Origin of the sequence: Lewinella sp. LCG006, assembly GCF_040784935.1 — a bacterium.
Classification (GTDB): Bacteria; Bacteroidota; Bacteroidia; order Chitinophagales; family Saprospiraceae; genus Lewinella.
The window spans coordinates 2,469,983-2,487,684 of the sequence record NZ_CP160680.1; the positions used below are offsets into that span (position 1 = coordinate 2,469,983).

At 48.4% G+C, this 17,702-nt stretch carries 15 protein-coding genes; 10 read left to right on the top strand and 5 right to left on the bottom strand.

Annotation, left to right across the window (positions count from 1 at the left end):
• Window positions 1-197: 197 nt before the first annotated feature.
• Complete coding sequence (locus AB0L18_RS08540) at window positions 198-683, top strand: DUF4265 domain-containing protein (protein ID WP_367392169.1); 486 nt, start codon at window positions 198-200, stop codon at window positions 681-683.
• A gap of 103 nt (window positions 684-786) precedes the next feature.
• Here AB0L18_RS08540 and AB0L18_RS08545 read toward each other — a convergent pair whose 3' ends face one another.
• Window positions 787-2,844 (bottom strand): cellulase family glycosylhydrolase, encoded by a 2,058-nt coding sequence (locus tag AB0L18_RS08545; RefSeq protein WP_367392170.1) that lies wholly within the window; start codon window positions 2,842-2,844, stop codon window positions 787-789.
• 24 nt (window positions 2,845-2,868) lie between these two features.
• Window positions 2,869-4,551 carry a T9SS type A sorting domain-containing protein gene (locus AB0L18_RS08550; protein WP_367392171.1) on the bottom strand — a complete coding sequence of 561 codons (1,683 nt, stop codon included), beginning with the start codon at window positions 4,549-4,551 and terminating at the stop codon, window positions 2,869-2,871.
• Between the two features lie 290 nt (window positions 4,552-4,841).
• Between AB0L18_RS08550 and AB0L18_RS08555 the strand changes: the two genes are divergently transcribed.
• Window positions 4,842-5,168 carry a T9SS type A sorting domain-containing protein gene (locus AB0L18_RS08555; protein WP_367392172.1) on the top strand — a complete coding sequence of 109 codons (327 nt, stop codon included), beginning with the start codon at window positions 4,842-4,844 and terminating at the stop codon, window positions 5,166-5,168.
• 83 nt (window positions 5,169-5,251) lie between these two features.
• Here AB0L18_RS08555 and AB0L18_RS08560 read toward each other — a convergent pair whose 3' ends face one another.
• Window positions 5,252-7,237: a CBS domain-containing protein gene (locus tag AB0L18_RS08560; RefSeq protein WP_367392173.1), complete on the bottom strand. Its 1,986-nt coding sequence runs from the start codon at window positions 7,235-7,237 to the stop codon at window positions 5,252-5,254.
• A gap of 168 nt (window positions 7,238-7,405) precedes the next feature.
• Here AB0L18_RS08560 and AB0L18_RS08565 point away from each other — a divergent pair, with 168 nt between their 5' ends.
• The 6 genes from AB0L18_RS08565 (at window position 7,406) to AB0L18_RS08590 (ending at window position 13,000) form a co-directional block, all read left to right on the top strand.
• Window positions 7,406-7,936 (top strand): hypothetical protein, encoded by a 531-nt coding sequence (locus AB0L18_RS08565; RefSeq protein WP_367392174.1) that lies wholly within the window; start codon window positions 7,406-7,408, stop codon window positions 7,934-7,936.
• 103 nt (window positions 7,937-8,039) lie between these two features.
• Window positions 8,040-8,432, top strand: a complete 393-nt coding sequence (locus tag AB0L18_RS08570; protein ID WP_367392175.1) for a GldM family protein — start codon at window positions 8,040-8,042, stop codon at window positions 8,430-8,432.
• A gap of 293 nt (window positions 8,433-8,725) precedes the next feature.
• Window positions 8,726-10,240, top strand: coding sequence for a M20/M25/M40 family metallo-hydrolase (locus AB0L18_RS08575; protein WP_367392176.1), 1,515 nt, complete (start codon window positions 8,726-8,728; stop codon window positions 10,238-10,240).
• 151 nt (window positions 10,241-10,391) lie between these two features.
• Window positions 10,392-11,372 (top strand): DUF4271 domain-containing protein, encoded by a 981-nt coding sequence (locus tag AB0L18_RS08580; RefSeq protein WP_367392177.1) that lies wholly within the window; start codon window positions 10,392-10,394, stop codon window positions 11,370-11,372.
• A gap of 65 nt (window positions 11,373-11,437) precedes the next feature.
• Window positions 11,438-12,220, top strand: a complete 783-nt coding sequence (locus AB0L18_RS08585) for a uroporphyrinogen-III synthase (protein ID WP_367392178.1) — start codon at window positions 11,438-11,440, stop codon at window positions 12,218-12,220.
• A 153-nt stretch (window positions 12,221-12,373) separates the two neighbouring features.
• Complete coding sequence (locus AB0L18_RS08590; protein WP_367392179.1) at window positions 12,374-13,000, top strand: CoA pyrophosphatase; 627 nt, start codon at window positions 12,374-12,376, stop codon at window positions 12,998-13,000.
• A 5-nt stretch (window positions 13,001-13,005) separates the two neighbouring features.
• On the opposite strand, the gene AB0L18_RS08595 is transcribed toward AB0L18_RS08590, so the two are convergent.
• Entirely contained in the window at window positions 13,006-13,611 is a 606-nt protein-coding gene (locus AB0L18_RS08595; RefSeq protein WP_367392180.1) for a hypothetical protein, read from the bottom strand.
• Between the two features lie 142 nt (window positions 13,612-13,753).
• Here AB0L18_RS08595 and AB0L18_RS08600 point away from each other — a divergent pair, with 142 nt between their 5' ends.
• Window positions 13,754-14,560 (top strand): hypothetical protein, encoded by an 807-nt coding sequence (locus tag AB0L18_RS08600; protein ID WP_367392181.1) that lies wholly within the window; start codon window positions 13,754-13,756, stop codon window positions 14,558-14,560.
• 56 nt (window positions 14,561-14,616) lie between these two features.
• The gene (locus AB0L18_RS08605) at window positions 14,617-15,654 is read left to right on the top strand and encodes an LD-carboxypeptidase (protein WP_367392182.1); all 1,038 of its coding nucleotides are present in this window, start codon (window positions 14,617-14,619) and stop codon (window positions 15,652-15,654) included.
• A 432-nt stretch (window positions 15,655-16,086) separates the two neighbouring features.
• On the opposite strand, the gene pyk is transcribed toward AB0L18_RS08605, so the two are convergent.
• On the bottom strand, window positions 16,087-17,520 hold the full coding sequence (gene pyk / locus AB0L18_RS08610) for a pyruvate kinase (protein ID WP_367392183.1): 1,434 nt from the start codon (window positions 17,518-17,520) through the stop codon (window positions 16,087-16,089).
• Window positions 17,521-17,702: the final 182 nt, after the last annotated feature.

The window sequence follows — 17,702 nt, forward strand, 5'->3', positions numbered from 1 at the left end:
AGAAAACGGGAATAGCCACTAAAGCTCCAACCTGCCTGCAAGGCCGTGCCTCAGGGGCAGGCAGGAACACCAAAATGCACAAAAAAATATTCCGTGCTATTTTGTGCTTTAGTGCCTTCGTGGCTAAAAAAAACTCCGTTTCTCCGCGCCCCCGCGGCTAAAAAAATAAAAGAGAGGTTACTATTAAAAACAAAACAATGAGCGTCGAAAAAAAACAGGTAGAAGTATTGTTCAAATACGATAGCCCCATCCTGGAGGAAGAGATCATTGAAGTATTGTTGGCGGAAGTAGTCAATGAAGAAAAGGGGATTTATCAGCTCAAGAACATTCCTTTTTACGGAGCTTCCATTGCCACCGATGATGAGTTTCACGCCACCTACGACAAAGAAGAATCTGGCCTGTTGTATCGCCAAACCACCAAGAGCTCGGGCAATTCAGTAGCCGTGGTAGCAATCATCAACGAGGAATATGACCCGGAGGATATGATGGAGGCTTTTGAAAAACTAGGCTGCACGATAGAGGAACTCAACGACCGCTACTTTGCGATGGAGATTCCTACAAATGTTTTTTATGCTGAGGTAAAAGCCATTTTCAACGAACACGAAGAAGACAACCTGGAGTACGCCGAGACGTATTTGTCGGCCAAGCACCAGGGCGATTTGCGCAGAGGGGGGAAGAAGTAAGGGGTGGTTTCCTTTACCAAACTCGGCTGCCCTGAAAATGCAGCTCCGTACGGGTTGTAGAATCGGGGTAGGCAACTCTCTGCCATCTAGCAGAACAACGTTGCTATTCAATCAACACCTTTGCGCGGTGGAGCACTTGTTGGTGGTCACGGATTTCCAAAAAATAGATGCCTGCTTGTTGAGGCGGGATGGTGGTAGAGAAGGTGCTGTTTTTCTGAAACGAACAGTCTGCTTGCTGATGCACTACTTGACCGAGGTTATTGTAAAGTACCAGATCGGCGCTGGTGGTGAAGGGGCTTTGCAGGAATAGGGCTTGCTGTACGGGGTTGGGAAAGAGGGTCCATTGGCCTGCGGGTGCACAAGGATTGATGCTGATGGTTGAATAATGCGTGCTTTCGTCCAACTCCTTGATCTTTAGTCGGTAAGCGAAGTAGTCGAGAGGTGCGCGAAAGGCATACTGCTCACGGGAGGGCTGCATCTCGATTCCACCAATGGGTGCCCACTCACCTTTTTCTTCGCGCAGTCCTTCCACAGTTATATGGCCGGGTTCATCGGTTTTGAGGTACCACGCTACCAGGGTATAGCTTGTTTCACAAGAAAGGGAAAGGGCACTGAGTTCTTCGATGGCCAGAACGGTGGCGGGCAAGCCGAGGGCGGTGCCGAAGCAGGGTTCCATGTTGGCAACACTGACGACGCCATTGTCGAAAAACCCAAAGCCATCGCTAATGTCAATTGCGCCCCAGTAGAACCAGGGCAGGCCATTGCTATCAAAAAGCTGGGCCATGAGCTCGATCCAGTTGCAGCGATCGCTGGCGGCGGCTTCGCTGGTAACGCCAAATTCTCCAACCACCACGGGGGCATCATAAAAAGCCGACCATTCGCCGACGGCATTGACCAGGGCGGTGATGTCGGCCACTTCATTGTTGAGTGGAAAAGCGCGGGCGGGCAAATAGGGCGTGCTCGTCCACGACATTTGCTGGTGCGTAAAGAAGTAGGGCTCGTAGAGGTGAAAAGTGTAAATGATGTCGGGATCATCCAAAGGCGTGAAACTTAAAAGATTAGACGCACTGTTGTAGCCGCTGGCTCCCACGATGACCGAATGGGTAGACCCCGCCGCGCGCAGCACATCGACGAGGGCTTGCGCAACGGTGCGAAAATTTTCGTTGCTGATGAGGTGGGGTTCGTTGTACACCTCGAAGAGGTAGCGATCGGGGTCCAGGTCGCCGTAGAGGTCGATAATTTGGGCCCAGATGGCTTCGAGGCGAGGCAGTTGAGTGAGGTAGTTGGCGTCCGTCAAATCGGTGGTGCCGTGGTGCATGTCAATGATGAGCTTCATGTTGTTGTTGGCGGCCCACTCAATGGCATCGTCGATAAGGCCGAAGGCGGGGTTGCCAAGATCAAGTGCATAAGGCGGGCTGCTGGCTGCGAGGTGCTCGAAAGTGACGGGTAAGCGGATGGCATCGATGCCCAGATTGCGGAAGTCGGCGGTATTGGTGGCGTTGAATTTATTGGTTTCGGGATAAGCATTGAAGGGAATGAGCCAGTAAGCTTCCAGCCAATTGCTGTAGTTGACGCCCCGGTGCATAGCGTTGGCCCGTTGCCAGGTAGCGGCGGAGGTGGTGGTGCCCGTGCTGGTGTTTACCAACTGGATATCATCGAAATAGAGGGTGCCGCTGCCGTTGGCGAGGTCACTGGCGATGCTCAGATTTAGTTCGGTGATATTACTCAGATCAAGGCTGGTGCCCGCTGCGAGGGCAAACAGCGGAATATCAACAAGCTCGTAAGTACTGCTGCTGTTGCCAATGCTGAGGCTGTTTCCGTTGACATTGTTGTCGCTACGGAGTGTCAGGGTAAGCCGATGGTCGCCCGTCAGGCCACGGTAAGCGATCCGTAGGTGAGAATAGGCGGAGAAGTCGTAGCCGTTGGTGCCCCAATTTGCCAGATTGAGGCCCAGCCCCGCCCAGTAGCCGGTGAAGCTGTAGGTGAACTGGTAGTGATTTACGCCTTCGTAGGGTGCATTCTGCCCCGTTTCTGTCAAGGTGCCATTGCCCACCCAGTTGCCGGTAATCAGTGAGGTGGCGTCATTATAGACAATGGGTTGAGAAGACAAGGAAAGGGATGTTGCGAGGCAAGCGCAGCAAAAGAGTAAAGTTTTCCACATGATTAAGGAATTTTTAGTTGAGGCTTAGAGCTTGCTGATTTTCTGAGTAATGACACCGTTGTTCGTAATCACTTTTAGCCAATAAATACCTGCTGGTAAGGTACCCAAAGCTAACTCTTCTCGCTCACTAAAGGAGAGTTTTTGCTGAAGCATCACGCGCCCCGTTTGGTCGTAAACAGCCAACGACTGCATTTGTGCGCCGGATAAGGAAAGCGTAAGCTGGTCGTTGGTGGGGTTGGGGAAGACCTGAAGTTCATAGGCTATCGGAAGTTGCTCTTCCGTATCTACGACTACGAAAGTTTCGCAAAAATGATCGTTGCTGGTGTCTTCGTCGAGTTCGCTGTTAGGGGCGGCGGTGTATAGGCAGAGCTCCAGGTTGAAGGTGAAGTCGCCTTCTTCATCGAGATTTACCCAATGATAACTACGATAGGTGAAGGGAACGGTGATGTTGGAGTTGGCTGGTACCGTGATGTCCTCTTCTGAAAAAAAACGGCCTTCGGCACAATTGAAATTGCCTTGGATAGGGCCGCCAATAACAAAATGATCCACAGGTGTATCACCATAATTAGTAACCTGTATTTCTCCTGACCAGTCTGCGTTGACTTGATAAGAGACGTCTGAAATATAAAGAATAAAACTATCGATCATCATGTTGATACCCGTTATGCCAATGTCAGGGCCTGTAATTGGTGGTAGACCAGTACTTTTTCGGACATAGCCATGTGATAGATGAGCGTAACTTAATTGCGATTCAAAAAGATCATTCCCTAGTTGGTAAAAAGTGCCGTTTTCTTCAATGAGTTGAAACAAGGTTCGATCGGGTGTTTCCCAGATCTGGGTGATGACTACTTCTGATTGGTCGGGCAGCAGGGTAGCAATAGCGTGTGGAGAAATGAGGGTACTGTAAATCTGCACCCCACTTTCGGTAATATTGATTCGCGCAGTGTTCGTGAAGTTGGGCGGGAGCGGCCATTCAGTAACTTCTTCTGTAATAAAGTCGTAAAAGAACAACATGTTGTCGCCTGTCCAATAGATACCTTCATCACTAACCTCAAGGTCTGTGAGGTAGAGATTGCCTAAGCTGAATATTTCTTGCAGCTCGCCAGCAGCTGGTTGGTACATGATCGACAAATCTGTATTTACCACAAAAGATTCAGCAGAGATCACGGCCATGTGACCAGTTTTGAGGCCGTTGAAGGCCCACGAAAGGTCAGTGCTGCCATTGTTGTTGAGGCGCTGGACGGTCAGGCTCGTATTCCAGAAGACCTGGCCATTTTCGAGGGGGTGAACTGATATGATTGTTCCTTCGTAGGCTTGCTCCTCTAGATCTTCGCGGTGAAAAAGAACCTCGCCGCTGGCACTGAAATGAGTGATAATCGCTGATTGATTAACAGGAAAATCATCGGCTTGACGTCGCCAACCTACTGCCCAAAAGGAGCCGTCGGGGGCAAATTTTACATCGGTGTAGGTGCCGTAGTACATAGCTGCTTCGCTGCTGCTCCACAATTCTTGACCAGTATTTTTGTCGAGGTAGGTGACATAAGGTGCATCACATTGGCCTTGGAAGCCAGCAAGGGCAATGGCATCTCCTTGTACGTCCATAGCTGCATAGTTGGCCCATTTCTCCTGGGTAACAAAGCTAAAGTCATTTTGGGCATTCAAGAAAGAAAAAGCAAGGCAAGCAAGGAGTGAAATTGAGCGCATCATGTGAGCGTAGGGTTTAGTGAAAAGGGGTGTTTGAAATATTTTTCAATATTCATTTTTTGACCTGCATTTGAAAGCAAATAGCTGACAAAAAGGGAATAAGCGGTAACGATAGGAGGATTATCGGTATCAACGTGCGAGTAACCGACAAAAACGTTTTGGGAATTATTGTGTTGAATGTGTTAAAATTTCTTTAAGTACTGACAAAATACTTTGTATTGCTGAACATTTTATGGTACTTTGAGGATTATATATCGTAACGTTTCATAATCCCAAGTCAAACCCCAGCATAAATGAAGCACCTTATACTCCTTTTTTCTTTTTGTTTACTAAGTAGTTTTGCCATAGGGCAGACGAGTTTCCGTACTTTCGGAAGCACGCCAGCCGTGGTGGAGTTGCAGGTGTTTCCAAATCCGGCAGTAGATTATATTCAGGTAAGTACCAACCAAGCCGTTGAACGCATAGCCGTGTTCAATTTGGCAGGGCGCGAAATCAAAGCGTTTACTTACCGAACCGAAGATAAATACTATGTTGGTGATTTGCCCAAGGGCATGTACCTCGTTCAATTGGTCGGCGCACAAAACAGCCGTATTGGAACAAGACGCATCAGCATACGTTAAAGACTTTTTTATTTTTGACTCTCGAATGTGAAAATGGTAGGGCCTTCCGCGCAAGCAGAAGGCCCTCGTTATTTTGAGAAGGCCTATTCCTTCCCTTTTCTTTTTGCTTTTTTCATCTCAGCCTTCAAATTATCGGCCTCTTCCTTGCGATCGGCCAGTCGCTCTAGAAGACGGCTGGAAATACGCACAAAATCCATTTCGGTGATGATCCCGATCAGTTCGTTTTTCTGAACCACGGGCAAACAACCAATCTTTTTTTCACGCATCATTTTCATGGCGACCACAATGTTGGCCTTAGGGTCGATGGTTAGCGGCGTCTTGATCATGATGTCTCTGACGGCCGTCACGGGGGTACCATTGACGGTTTTTCCATTGGCAAAATAGCGCAGCATCATCCGGCCGGTAATGAGACCAATGAGGTCGCCTTTGGTATTTTCGACGGGCATGTGGCGAATTTTACGCCAATCCATCAGGTGGGCTACCATTTCGATGAGATCATCTTCGTGAACGGTAAATAAATCCGTTTCCATAAACTCCTCTACGGTAAGGGTAGCGGGGCCGTACTCTTTCAAGTCACTTTGTTGTGGCATTTCCCAGGTATGTACAGGTTTTCCTGCATCTTGTTGTTTGAGCATGCAGGCGGTTAGAATAGCGAGTGCTTCGTCGCGGTTGACTTCTTTTTTGAGTTTACTAAAGGCTCGCAATTGCCAGCGGGCACCGTTCATGTGGGCCTTAGCCCGACCTTCGATGACGCCCAGGTACTTGTCGATGTCTTTTTCGTCGATTTTGCGCAGTTTCAAGCCCTCCCTTGCGATGGGCAGTAGTTCTTTGAGGATCAATTCACAAGCGCCGATTTTTTTATCACCAAACCAGGTGAAATTGGTGTCGATACCGAATTTGGCGGCTTTGCCGAAATTGTCGCGAACATCCTCCCAGGAGATCTGCTCTCTGATGTCCCCATAGCGCGCAGCCATGCCGGTCATTGCCCCCAACCAGAAAGCAGCATTGGCTACTTCATCGACAACGGTGGGCCCGGAAGGGAGTACACGGTTTTCGATCCGGAGGTGAGGTTTCCCGTTTTCGCTGATGCCGTAGCAGGGACGATTCCAGCGGTAAACCGTAGAATTATGTACTTGCAAGGCTTTCAGTTTGGGCACTTGCTTGTTGCGAATTTGATCAATACTATCTTCCGTAATATCCGTCTCTAAAAGTACGCGGAAGCGGGCAATGTCTTCCTTATAGATTTCCATAATGGATTTGTCCAGCCAGCCCGATCCAAAGCTTACGCGCGGGCTCCGCTCCCGCAGGTGGTCGTGGGTAGTGCGCACATCGAGCGCTTGTTGGAACAGCGCAATCCGCGATTCGTGCCACAGCCGTTTACCAAAAACAATGGGCGAATTGGCGGCAATGGCCAAGATCGGCGCGGCCAGTGTTTGCGCGATGTTGTACATCTGCACAAAAGAATCAGGCGTCACTTGCAAGTGGACCTGGAAACTGGTGTTGCAGGCTTCCAGTAAAGGAGAATCATGCTTGACTAGCAATTCATCAATCCCCGAAAGGCGCAGTTCATAGGCAGAGCCAATCAATTGTCGGTTAATCGCTTCCATCAGGGCGAAATACCGTGGCCGCGGCGTAAGGTTGTCCATGGAGAGGTCAAACTTGCGCAAAGTGGGCAAAATGCCCGTGAGCACTACTTCTGCCCCCATCAGACGAGCTTGCTTGCGGATGGTTTTTTGGTGAACCATATTTTCCGCTTCCATTTCACTGAGGCATTTGCCTGTAAAAACACGCGGCGTGAGGTTAGTTTCCAGATTGAATCGTGCCAATTCCCCATCGGCCCAAGGGTATTGACTGAGCTTCTCTAAAACCTCCGGGCCGATGATGGAGGGGGTGAAGTCATCCTTGTCCACCAGGCACATCTCCTGCTCGGCACCAATCCGGATGGTATCACTTTCAAACCATTCATTTTGTAGCATATATTCCAGCGCTCTTACATCTTTCAGTAAGTGCCGGACAAAACTGTGCATGCTCTTCTCGTCTTGTGCTAATGTTACCGTTTGTTCCCCCATGAGCTAATGCTTTTGACACTTTTTTTGATTATATTAATTAGCTAATATAATTGTTTGTGATTATCCCAAGGAGGTTCCTGAATAATTTTGTCAAAAGAGGGCTTGTTTATATAAAATTCGGTGACACAGCGTTAGGTAGTAAAGTCAGATTAATATAATCTTCAAGTTATGCGTTTACTTCAAGTTTTTTGTCTCCTAGTAGTCGTCATGTTGTTCAGTACCTGTAGGGATGAGCTAGGAGAATCGCTCTTCGAGATGGACTATCCGCCCAAGTCATTCACCTTGCCAGCGGGTGCCAATACCTTTGCGAGCGCAGTGATTGCCATTTCTAATATCCCCACAAATTACCCCAATTTCCTCAATGCCAGTGGCTACTCAGCGATGGATGTGACGAAGATCGTGCCCCGCTATGCCCGCCTGGTATCGGTGGACGGCCTGGATACTGGCTTCCTCTCGGAAGTGTCGGTGCGCATCTGCCCCAATAGCCAGCAAGATTGTACCCTGGCGGACGAAGCCTTCCATATCAACGACCTTTATCGCCGCAACATCACCAACATCAACCTCCAGCCCGGCTTGGCCAACTTCAAAGATTTGCTCTCCTCCGGGCTCTACCGGCTAGAGGTTGTCTTCTTCCTCGGCGAGATCTCTCCCTATAGTGTCGACTTTAGATTGGAGTATGGTTTTCAGGCGTTTAAGTAGGGGGCTGTTACTTTTTCTCCCCACTACGTTATGCTAATAATTCTACTCCTTTAATTTCTGGAACATTGACGAGGGTGGTGTTTTAATTACAAAATCCTGAGTTATGTTAATGACTAAAACTTTGCTCGCAAGCCTCCTTGCCAGCCTAAATTTGCTATGCCTTTTGCCGGAGAGAATACCGAGCTTGAGCCTCAATCAGAAGGTTACAGAAATGAGTGCTGCTGAATTCCATACTTATGGGCAATTAGCAGCGGTATTGGAGAACTTTGATTTTGATGCTCGCTGTGAGGTGAGCCAATTCCGCTTGGTACGAGTTGCCAAACGCAGCGATCCTGTAATGATAGAGAACCTTGGTAGCAATTTTACAACGAATAGTAAACAATTGATACAACAAGCCCGCAGCGGAGATGTCTATTTCTTTGAGGAAATTAAAGCCCGTTGCCCTGAAGATCCCGCAGCACGTCCATTGGCCGGTTTGGTAGTTAAGATTTTATAGGATTATTATATAATATCTTACCGACCGACCCGTATATTTTGCAGGTCAAATAATTTATATACCTATCTTAAAGCAGTTTGGGCCTTTGCCCAAACTGCTTTAAGATAGGTATAGCTCCCCCCCTCTCCCACATCAGCACCCACACAAAATCCATTTTCGTATATTGCTAAATTAAACCACCAAAGCCAACCACTAACCACCAACTTCTCAAGGTCGGTTCCGATAGCTATCAGAAGGAAGTGAGAAGTCGGAATTAATGAAGGTCACCAACAAACCATCAACCAACAACCATCATGCCCCGCATCCTCCCCCTCCTCATTTTCTTAGGCACTACCTCCTTGCTAGCGGCCCAGAAAAAATACCCAACCGAAGCTGCTGCCGCCGCTTTTTTACCGGCCTACTGCGATTTTTTGAGTCTCCCTTGTGATGCGAACAAGCCTGAGGAACTGGAGCCTAATATACAGTGGTGCGAAGCGCAATTTGGGCGGCGGGGTTTTTCGGTAAAGCGCCTTCCTAATGCGGGCATCGAGGTCTTGCTGGCGGAATACGGGGTGAAAGAGGATTTGCCGACCGTATTGTTCTACGTGCAGATTGATGGCCAACCCGTAGATCCGGCCAAATGGGCCTCGGGCCAGCCGTATACGCCCATGCTGGGCAAGCCCACAGAGGAGGGCTATACCTTCCTGGAAGAGCTGCCGCAGGATTGGCGAACCGTCGATCGTAGCTACCGGATTTTTTCGCGGGCGGCTTCGGATGCCAAAGGGCCCATCGCGATGTTTTTGGCTGCTTGGGACCATCTGCAAAAGCAAGGGGAGCAACCCGCGTTCAACGTCAAGGTGATCATGGATACGGAGGAGGAGCTGGGCTCTCCCAACCTGCTATCGGTGGTAGAAAACAACCGTACAGCACTGGCGGCGGATCATTTTGTCATCCTGGATGGCCCACCCCATATCTCTAATCGCCCAACCCTGGTTTTCGGTGCCAGGGGTATTGCCACGGCGCGGATCACGGTATACGGCCCGAAAGTACCCCTGCACAGCGGGCACTACGGAAATTATGCACCCAATCCTGCCCTGCGCCTGGCGCAGTTGCTGGCCTCTATGAAAAACGATGCTGGGCTGGTGACCATTCCCTACTGGTACGACGGGATCAACCTCGACGAGAAAACCCGCCAAACTCTGGCACAAGTGCCGGATGATCTAACGGAAATCAACCATCAACTGGGTTTTGCTGCACCCGATGGGGTCGGAAACAGCTTGCAGGAGGCCATCCAGTATCCCAGCTTGAACATCCGTGGTATTTCCTCGGGGTGGGTAGGAGCGGCTGCGCGGACAATCATTCCCGACAATGCTGTGGCCAATCTGGATATCCGTTTGGTAAAAGAAAGTAAAGCCGAAAATCTTATGGATTTGTTGCAGGCACACATCAAGGCCCAAGGGTATTACCTGATCACGGAGAGCCGCGAGCCTACCGCTGCTGAGCGCGATCAGTACCCAAGGATAGCCTCCTTCGGGTACAAGTTTGCTTACGGTGCTTTCCGGACGCCGCTGGATGCGCCTACAGGAGCCTGGTTGGAAAGTGCCATGGTGGACGTGTTGCAAGAGGAGATTGTCAAAATTCGTACGCACGGAGGCTCTATTCCTATCGCTCCTTTTGTGGAAACACTGGGGGTACCGGCGGTGATCGTTCCCTTGGTTAATCCAGATAATAACCAGCATAGCCCCGACGAAAATTTGCTACTCAGCAATTATTTTAGAGGGGTGGAAGTTTGCTACAGTATTCTACACACCAAAATCCCGCAAGAATAAATTACATTTGTGACCAATGTATTGCGCAAAAAATAAATTGAACCTCTTTTTCGGTTTTTCAAAAAGCAGGCACACTTAAAATGAATCGTTTAGCCTGCTTTTTGAAAAACGTCGGCTCAATTTATTTTTGTGCTGTTCTTAAAGTAAAAATATGCGTTTTTGGGTCTTATTGTTGGTGGTGTTTGGAGTGGTATTTGCGCTGCGTGCGCAAAATGCCCGTAACCCTTTTGAGTTGACTCCAAGGCTTGATCCTGCGGCGCAAATAGAGGAAGCTCCCGTTGAGGATACCGCTACTTCCGAGGCGAACCCCTTTGATTTGCAGCGGGCTGGACAATCAGCAGTGCCTTCCGGGAATTCTACTCGAATAGATTCCTCGACCAATCCTTTTGATTTGGTAGTGCCCTCCTCGTCTTCGGTGGAGCAACCATCCGCAGACAAAGCCGTTACAGCACCAGCAAAAGATGAGCTGACGAGGGCTAGCGATGACAACAGCACCAATGGTACCTTGCTCTTGATAACCTCTCTTTTACTCAGTGCCGCTACCTTGTCGCTGATCTTTTTCCGTAGTATGTACCTCAAAGCCTACCGGGCTTTGTTTAATGACAATCTACTCTCGCAGTTGTACCGCGAAAGAGAAGCCGGAGCATTGGGGATCTTCCTCATTACCTATGGCGTTTTTTTTCTAGCGGCGGGCTTTTTTACCGTACTGGCACTCAGGCACTGGGGGCACCTGGCGCAAGAGGGGTTGTGGTCCCAGTTTTTGTATATAACCGTAGGTATTACGAGCTTGATGGTCGTCAAACACCTGCTGCTAGCAATTATCGGATACGTTTTTCCAGTAGAAAAAGAAACCAGTAGATACAGTTTTACCATCATGGTTTTTGCCATAATTCTCGGTCTTTTTCTGACCATTGGTGCCGTGATCCTCGCTTATGCTCCTGCCGAGTATCACCGCTGGATCATTTATATTGGTGTCGGTACCTTGCTAACCGTGTATTTGCTACGCAGTTTCCGAGGGCTGTTTATTGCTAATCGATTTATTTTCAATTACCAGTTTCACTTTTTGTCGTATATTTGCGCCGTCGAAATCGGGCCTGCCCTATGCTTATTTAAATATTTGACCGATTTCTAAACAGGTGGGTTTTCACTTATGAGACTAAGCGGCCGGCCACTTTTTTCTTAAAAAAAACCGCGTGCATGGCAGCAAATACCAATGTGATGGAGGAGACGTACAAACGCGTTAAAAGTATTCTTATTTCTCAGCCCAAACCGGAACGCTCCCCTTATTACGAGCTGGAAAAGAAATACGATCTCCAGATTGACTGGCGGCCGTTTATCCACGTAGAAGGGTTGGAAGTAAAGGAGTTTCGCAAACAGCGTATTCGCCCTGATGAATTCACCGCAGTCATTTTTACGGCAAAAAATGCCATCGACCATTTCTTCCGTATTTGTGAAGACATGCGTATCGTAATGCCGCAGGACACCAAGTACTTTTGCCTGACGGAAGCAATTGCCAATTACCTGCAGAAATTTATCATTTACCGGAAACGTAAGGTCTCCTTTGGTAAGCGTAGTATCCAGGATTTGAGCAACGCCCTCAAAAAGAACAAAGACGAAAAATTTCTGCTTCCTTGCTCCAACCTCGGTGCTAAAGATGTGTCTTCTTACCTTACCGAAATGGGACTTGATTGGCAAGATGCCATGATGTACAAGACGGTAAGCAGTGATTTGTCAGATCTGAGCGATGTGACTTACGATATTCTCGTGTTTTTCAGCCCGCTGGGGATCATCTCTTTGTACGAAAACTTTCCAGATTTCAAGCAAAACGATACCCGTTTAGCCGTTTTCGGAAGCTCCACGACCAAGGCCGTAGAAGAGCATGGATTAAACGTGAATATTCGGGTTCAACCTCCAGAAATTCCATCTATGACCAAGGCCTTAGAGCTATATCTGAAGCAATCCAACCCCGACGTAGGCTAGCAATCGCTGAATACGGGTACATCTATAATGACACCCCGAACTTCGTCCTGGTACGTGGTTCGGGGTGTTTGTTTTAGTCATCGCAACCATGTGGCAGTTCTGGCTGTTGGTAAAAAGCATTGAATAGAATTTGAAAACAGGCGCAAGTCAGCTATGATTGATTTTATCCAGCAACTAGAGCGTAGCTTAAAAGCTCCGCTGCCAGGGCGCAAGGCGCAGTACAAAATGGCGCACGCTGTCCGCCAGGATACGCCTCCACCTCCAGCCAATGCCCGTGAGGCAGGCGTACTGGCGCTGTTTTACCCTAAAGTTAAGGATTGGCACCTGACGCTCATCCTACGCCCAAACAAGAACCCCAACGATCGCCACGGCGGACAAGTAAGCTTCCCGGGCGGAAAACGAGAGGCCAGCGATGCCAATCTGGAAGTAACAGCATTGCGGGAAACCGAAGAGGAGGTAGGCGTAGACCGGCGCGATATTCGCGTACTCGGAGGCCTGACGGAGCTATATATCCCAGTGAGTAATTTTCTGGTTCAGCCCTACGTGGGCTATCTTGAGTACGAACCAGTGTTTCGGCCGCAACCTTCGGAAGTAGAGCAAGTGCTGGAAGTACCCTTTGCGGCTTTTATGAATGAAAAAAATCGGCAGCGCATAGACCTGCAAATCAACGCTCAAATTAAGCTCAAAGAAGTACCCTATTTTGCTGTCCAGCAACAGACGGTATGGGGTGCCACCGCTATGATGATTAGTGAGTTATTAGAAGTTTTGGGGCAAGATTAGTCCAGCTAAGCCGCACGGTCCAATAAATGCTGCATCAGATCGTGGAAATCTTGTACAGTAGTGAAGTTGAAATCCTGGTAATGAGTAGCTCTTAAGCGAAGGTTATGGACCTCCTCATTCCTGATTTCCAGCTCAATGGTGATGTTGCCAAATTGCTGGTTCATCTTTTCGCCTTCAATAAATTCCAGCCGAGGTTTCAGGTAGTGTTTTTCTACCGTTTCTACCCAGTGTGTGCGATTGTAGGTGCGGGTATCCGAAAGCTGAGTGCGGTAATTGAGCGTTTTTACCCTTTCTTTAAAATAGTCAAAAAGAAAAGTCGCTTCGCGTCGGGAATAATTGGTGCGATGAAAATAGAGGATGAAACCTTTGGAGGATGGCAGGTTTAAGAAATCAACACTGTTGTCATTCGTAGCCCCCTTTTGGTAATAAATAGCGTACTGATCCGCCAGCCAGTCAAGGAGTCGTCGCAGAATAAAGGAGTCTTTCCATCTTTCAAAATCAACGATTTCTTCTTCCGATCGCTGGATAAGCTCGTGGATCGCCGGTTGGCTGGGAGAGCTCTCGGCGACCGCTTTCTCTAAGTTGAATAATCGTTGCCAAAAACCGGACATAGGAAGGGGTGTAAGTAATAAATAGTAGACTTGTTCAGTCAATACCACTAACATTAAGGGCTAAGAGATTGTTTTTGCACAATACTACGGGCGAATTTTATATTTTTGGAAAACGAACAACACCCCCTCCAACAAGATCATTATGTTGCCTTGGCACGAACCTCATTCCTGGCTGTATTATTTGCTACTACTCAGCTTAGGTGGCGGTGTACTGATGAGCATTACGGCTGGGAGTTTGTTTTTTTTGAAACGGTCAGGGGTCAAACGGGCTAATATTTTCTACGGTCTGTTGCTGTTGTGTATTGGGGGGACGCTGTTGCACAATATCATTTACGTGATTGGTTTTTATGATCACTACCCAGCGTATAAATTTTTCCCGATCTATTTTACGCTGGCCATTCCTACGCTGCTTTTTTTTCACGTCAAGCTTAGTCTTTATCCCGAGTACCGTTTGCGTTGGAGCGACGCCAAGCATTTTGCCCTACCCCTGGCACAATGGCTCTTTTTCTGGACCATTTTTCTTCGCAATCCGCTGGATAAGTTGTCCGTTAGCCGGGATTTTTACAACCCCTTTTACGGAGGGCTCGAGCAGGCCATCTATCTGGCCTCCTTTTTTGCGTACCTGTATTTTTCTTATCGTTACGTCGCTCACCTACGGCAGACGGCTGGGGCCCAAAAGCGGCAAAAACTGACGGTCGCCGAAGGGCGAAAAGTTTGGTACCTGAGCAAATTACTCAAAGGGCTTTTTATCCTTTTCGGCATCCACACGGCCTTTGTACTGACGGATTTCTTCTGTTACGAATTTCTCTACATCAATCTGCGCTCGGTCAGGGTTTATGCGGGTATGGGGGCGCTGTCTTTTGCTGCCCTGGTTTACTTCCTGAGTGTCTACGGTTTTCAGGTCCTGTTCTGGGGGCGGAAACGTCTGGGAGGGAATAGTAAATGGTAAGGAACAGCACTTTGTTTTTTGTGCACAACCAATGCCGGACTAAAAAACACAATATCATGAATCGGAGAACTTTTAATACGACTTTTCTTACGGCAACAGCTGGTTTGTCCCTCGGAATGCAAGGGAATTCAGCAGTAAAAAAAGCCAGATTGCTACCTGCGAGGCTAAAGCCTGGTGATCAGGTAGGCCTCATTACTCCAGCTTCATACATCGAGGACGAAGGCTTGGAAAAGGCGGTAAAAAACCTTGAGCAGCTTGGTCTGAAGCCCGTACTCGGGAAAAATATCCGCGCAGATTACGGTTCCCTCGCAGGGACAGATGAGCAACGATTGACGGATCTTCACCAAATGTTTTCCGACCCAGCCATCAAAGGTATTTGGTGCGCGCGAGGAGGGTATGGTTGTGCGCGGCTGCTGCCAAAAATCGACTTTAAGATGATTCGCCGCAATCCTAAGGTATTTGTAGGCTACAGCGATGTTACCGCCCTGCACGTGGCGCTTCAGCGCTATACAGGACTGGTGACCTATCATGGCCCAGTAGGCAGCTCTACCCTTACCGACTACACCCGGGAACAGGTGGAAACGATGCTTTTCGCCCCTTCCGAAAATTACAGCATCGACCTCGCTCCTCTCCAAAAGGAGAAAGCACTGGAAGAAGCGGCTTACACCACCAAGGTGATCCGCCCCGGAGTGGCCGAAGGGCAGCTGGTGGGTGGCAACCTGACCCTACTGGCCAGCGCACTGGGGACGGACTACGTTCCTAATCTCAAGAACAAAATCCTCTTCCTGGAAGACGTGGGGGAAAAGCCCTACCGGATAGATCGGATGCTCACCAGTTTGCGCCAAGCCTGGCCGCTGTCTGATTTGGCGGGCATAGCCATGGGTGTTTTTGCCGATTGCGAAGCCAAAAGTGGTACGCGTTCCCTCACCTTGTTGGAAACCATCGAAGATCGCTTGGGCGATTTAAACATGCCCATTATTTACGGCTTGTCTTTTGGGCACATTGATGACATGTGTACTCTGCCCATGGGGATCAATGTCCGCTTGGATACGGGCAGTAGGAGCATCACTTTGTTGGAGCGGTGGATTGGGTAAAGAGGAGAGGATATGATGGTTTTGTGTCTCTTGTGCCCAAAACCCGACTGATCAATTATTATCAGGAGAAGTTTGGGTTTCTTATGACAGGTAGGAGTAGGGTTGTTTTTCTGGAGGTGGGCCAGTCTATCATTACAAAATATTTAAAAGATGAGTAATTACTAAAAAGTATATGAAAAGCTGCGGGAAGAATAAGAGAGTTGAAAGCATGATAAGTATGCTTGACCTTACACTTGTAGTACCTAACACATTTTAAAAACATAAACGGACTTTCGACAGCTTGTCAAAAGTCCGTTTAACACTAGTTGTACACTGCTTTGGAGGACTATACCCCACAAGGTACGAGGTGAGGTAGAAGGTACTTGGTTATAGCACCCCTTTGAGAAATTTAAATCCCTATACCCCGTACCAAGTACCAAGTACCTTTAAGCCCTACTCCACCACCGTAATCTTCAACATATTCGTCCGGTGACGGCGGTGCAGTGGCATACTGCCGGTGTTGACGATGATGTCGCCTTCTTTTACGCGCTCGTTGGTCTTCAGGATTTCAACCACATCTTCGATGGTTTCATCGGTAGTCGTGAAGCGGTCGTAGTAGAAGGTGCGAACTCCCCAACAAAGGTTAAGCGTAGAAAGCATGTGCATCTGGTCGGAGAAGATATACACCTTGGCGTTAGGGCGGAAGCTGGATACCTTGAAGGCAGTATAGCCGGAGCTGGTCATCCCGATAATGGCCTTGGCACCAATCTCCTCTGCCGTACGTGCCGCGTTGAAACAAACCACATCCGAAAGGAAGGTCCGTGATTTCTTTGGCGGAATTGGGCGCTTCTGCTCAATGGAGTAGTGCTTTTCCGCTTCGTCGATGATTTTGTTCATGGCTTCCACCACTTTCACGGGATGGCGGCCTACCGAAGTTTCGGCACTCAGCATTACGGCATCGGTGCCGTCAAGTACGGCATTGGCGACGTCGGTGATTTCTGCACGCGTGGGGCTAGGATTGGTGATCATGCTATCCATCATCTGGGTAGCAACAATGACCGGGCGTGCCCGCTGGATACATTTCTTAATGATGTCTTTCTGGATCAATGGCAATTGCTCCATCGGAACCTCGATACCCAAATCGCCACGAGCCACCATGATACCATTGGACGCCTTGATAATCTTATCCAGGTTTTCAATAGCTTCCGGCTTTTCAATCTTGGCAATGATCTTTGCCGGGTGCTTGGCGGCATCCAGACGCTTGCGCAGATCCTTGATGTCTTTGGCGTTGCGTACAAAGGACAAAGCAATCCAGTTGACCGGCTGCGTGAGGATGTACTCCAGGTCACGCAAGTCTTTCTCCGTCAAGGAAGGGAGCGATATTTTGGTGTTGGGCAGGTTCACTCCTTTATTAGAGGACAAGGTGCCACCAAAGATGGTCTTCAAACGGACGGTATCTTTCTTGTTGGTCTCTACCACTTCGAAAACCAGCTTGCCATCGTCTACCAGTACGCGTTCGCCAACTTCTACATCCGTAGGGAACTGAGGATAACTCATGTAGATGCGCTCGCGGTTGCCGACACATTTTTCGTTCACGAAAGTGATAATATCGCCTTCTGCCAGTTCGAGGGCATTGTCTTCAATTTTTCCTACCCGGAGTTTAGGGCCTTGAAGGTCCGCTAAAATACCAACGTGAAAGCCGTATTTTTCATTGATATAGGTAATACGGTTGATGGTTTCACCGTGGACTTCGTGTTCACCGTGAGAAAAATTTAGACGAAAAGTATCCACTCCAGCCTTCACCAAGGCGAGCAGATTTTCGTAAGAACTACAGGCAGGGCCTACAGTTGCAACTATTTTTGTATTTTGGTGATCGGTGATCTTCATGGTTGATGTTTTATTCTGTGGAGGGTGCCTGCAAGTGACAGAGAAAAAATTAATCCAACAATCTAAAAGAAAATTGGAAGATTAGTTTTTGTCAAACCACTAAGGTAAGTGTATTTTTTACAATAATAGGGTGTAAAAGTACTGTTCTGCTACAATTTCAACAACTTATTATGCTTTGTTTT